Origin of the sequence: Nostoc sp. (genome assembly GCF_035638895.1) — a bacterium.
In the GTDB taxonomy this organism is placed as follows: Bacteria; Cyanobacteriota; Cyanobacteriia; order Cyanobacteriales; family Nostocaceae; genus Nostoc.
Genome location: NZ_DASQZC010000663.1, coordinates 1 through 2,844, shown reverse-complemented (window position 1 = coordinate 2,844; position 2,844 = coordinate 1). Strand labels below are relative to the sequence as shown.

At 40.0% G+C, this 2,844-nt stretch carries 1 protein-coding gene; it reads left to right on the top strand.

Features of this window, described 5'->3' with window-relative positions:
- Positions 1 to 2,844, top strand: a 2,844-nt coding sequence (locus VE944_RS31235; RefSeq protein ID WP_324986803.1) for a plasmid replication protein, CyRepA1 family, incomplete at both ends; no start/stop codon positions are given.

Here is a 2,844-nt window from a genome sequence, read left to right as displayed (position 1 = left end):
AAGATGGCGCAGGATTATTTTGCTCCTAGAAAAGTGGGGGTGGTCTGCTAATTTTGCTTGGTGGGGTCAAGTCACAAAAGAAGCTAATGATGTTGATGAACTCAACTACAAAGAATTACAAAATATTTCCTACGTTACACCCGATTATTTTTGGGAATTAGCCAAGGAAGAGAAACGAAAAATTTCTCTTAGCGAATCGCTACTTGATGATGAAAATGTGCCTTATGGTTTTCAGGAAAATTGGCAGATGTGGCTAAAATCGAGAAAATATACTCCCGATATTATAGTAAACCAAGATGAATTTACATTCCCGGAAATTCCCGAATCTAATACAATCATTGCTGTCAAATCCGGGCTAGGAACTCACAAGACAGGGGCAATGATTTTGGCAATTAAACAGACTAAAAAAGGAATAAGGCTCCTCAGCTACCGGAACAACCTACTACTTCAGACCATTAGTAGATCCCAATCAGAAGGGATTAAGAATATATGTCACTTGAACGACGATGGTGCTAAAGAGCTAATACCCGACGAAGACACACATCTAGGGCTGTGTGTAGATTCAATAGGATACGTCGATGGCTACTTTGAAGGTCGTGATATCTACTTAGATGAGACTTGCTCTGTTCTATTACACACTATCAATGGAGGAACCCTTGGAGACAGCCAAGCGAAAGTCATTAAAATATTTACACGAGCGTTAGAGGTGTGCAATCGCATCTTTTTATTAGATGGAAATCTCTCTGATATTTATGTAGATTTTATTGCAAAATTGGCTAAAAATAAGCGAGTAATTAAAATTGAGAATAAGAGAAAAATACCTCCCCATACAATTACTTTTATAGAGGGAATTAACCTAGATGGGGAACTACAAAATCGCGATAGATCAGCACTGGTTAAATATATGTGTTCCGAGGGAGTAATTCCCTGGATAGCTTGTGATTCAAAAACTTTTGCTCTGACGCTGGATAAAGTTTTCAAGCTTTTTGGAAAAGTTGGATTTTGTTTGAATTCTGAAAGTGCTGGTGAAGAATGGGCGAAGATTTTTATGAAAAACCCCAATCATTTTATTGCAAGTAAGCAGCCCGACTACATCATAATCAGCCCCACGGCTGAGTCAGGAGTTAGTGTAACTCTCAAATACTTTACAGATAAACTGACATTTTTTGTAGGAGTACAAAACACAAACTCTCAGCACCAGCAAATGTTTAGATTAAGGGATAATTCCATTCCTCATTATGTGGTATGTCCCGACTATTCAATGGTAAATAATAGAGCTACCCCACATACTTATTCAGCCAAAATATACTTACAAATCTTACAGGATAGAGCAAATACATCAGCACAAATGGCTGCGTATGATTCAGGTGATCCCAAAAGAGCTTCAGAAGTTATTGGGAAAGCATTGGCAAAAAATCCAGATGATTGGTGGCAGTTTTCAGGCTATTTAGGAGTGCTAGATAATTTTGAGATGCAAAATTTACGACTCTGTTTAATTCATGCCCTAGAAGAAGTCGGACACAAAGTTGAAATAATTCAGTGGGATATTAGCCAGAATTTCATTGAGGTTATTCAAGGAGCGAAAGAAGCCGTTCAAAGAGAACACGCTGAAGAAATTTTTCAAGCTGAAGCGTTTAAGACACTTGAAGAAGCAAATGCAGAAGCAAAGAGAAATCCACGCAAACCAACACAAAGACGAATTGAAAAGACACGCTTTCTAGATAGACTACCGGGAATAGAATTGGAAAAGGTTTATAGCACGGATTTTATTTACGAAAGACACATTAAAGATAAGGATTTCATCACACAACAGCAACGATTTTATTTTTTGAATAACTTTAAGATTTCCCAAAAACGGCACGAGGTAGATTGGTATTATAAAGCCACGGCAGAAGATTTTTTCATGGCCAGAATGAAAAAAATTAGTCACCTAGACATTTGGGCTTTGAAAGAATTGAACGTACTCCAATTCGCGCAAGGCGAATGGTACAAAGATATGCCACAGGTAAAAGAATTCATTCAAAACGCACGCCGACCAGAAATAATATCAGCACTAAACATGAAACCCGAACCAGAGTCGGTGACGGGGCAGGAAAAAATGAAATATATTTCCAGGCTACTAGACCTTATCGGGCTAAAATTCGCAAAAGCCGAACAAAAGATGATAGATGGGGTTCGGCAACGGGTTTATTCCATTAACACCGAATTAATGAACCACCCTGATCGACTGGCAGTACTTGCATCGGTTGAGAAAAAATTCACTCGATGGATGGCTGATGAAACTAAAAGCCAAGTCGATTGGACTGAGCAGGGAATCCAACAAGCTATTACAGTTCAAAACCCCACACAAACTCCAGCATCAGAACCATTCCCTACACGCATAGAGCCACTATTTGCTCCATGTGTGTGGGGAGATCGGCATTCCAAGCCAGTGGACGAATCACTCATCAACTGGTACACTGCTACCCCACTCATATATAAACTAGACAGCAGTGTGCAGCCTGAAAGTCTCCCAGAATCACCCATCAACCCGCACACTGTCCAGCAAGGAAATCATGATCAGCAGCCTGTTGACATTTCAGAGTATATGACAAAAGAATCCTTGGAATTGATTGCTGATGAATTGGAGAATGTAGTTACAACTGACGATAGCCAGGGGCTGGAAATACTAAGAAATATCCGGCAATGTATGCCACCTGAAGTTTTAAAAGCTGCTGCCAAGCTCCTACCGAAGCCATTATGGACTCAAATTGCCGAGATGGTGAAGTTGCAGGACTTTCCAGTTGAAAATCAGCTTGTAGAAAAGACGATGGCTACGCCCGCCGCAGGTATCGCTATTGACCC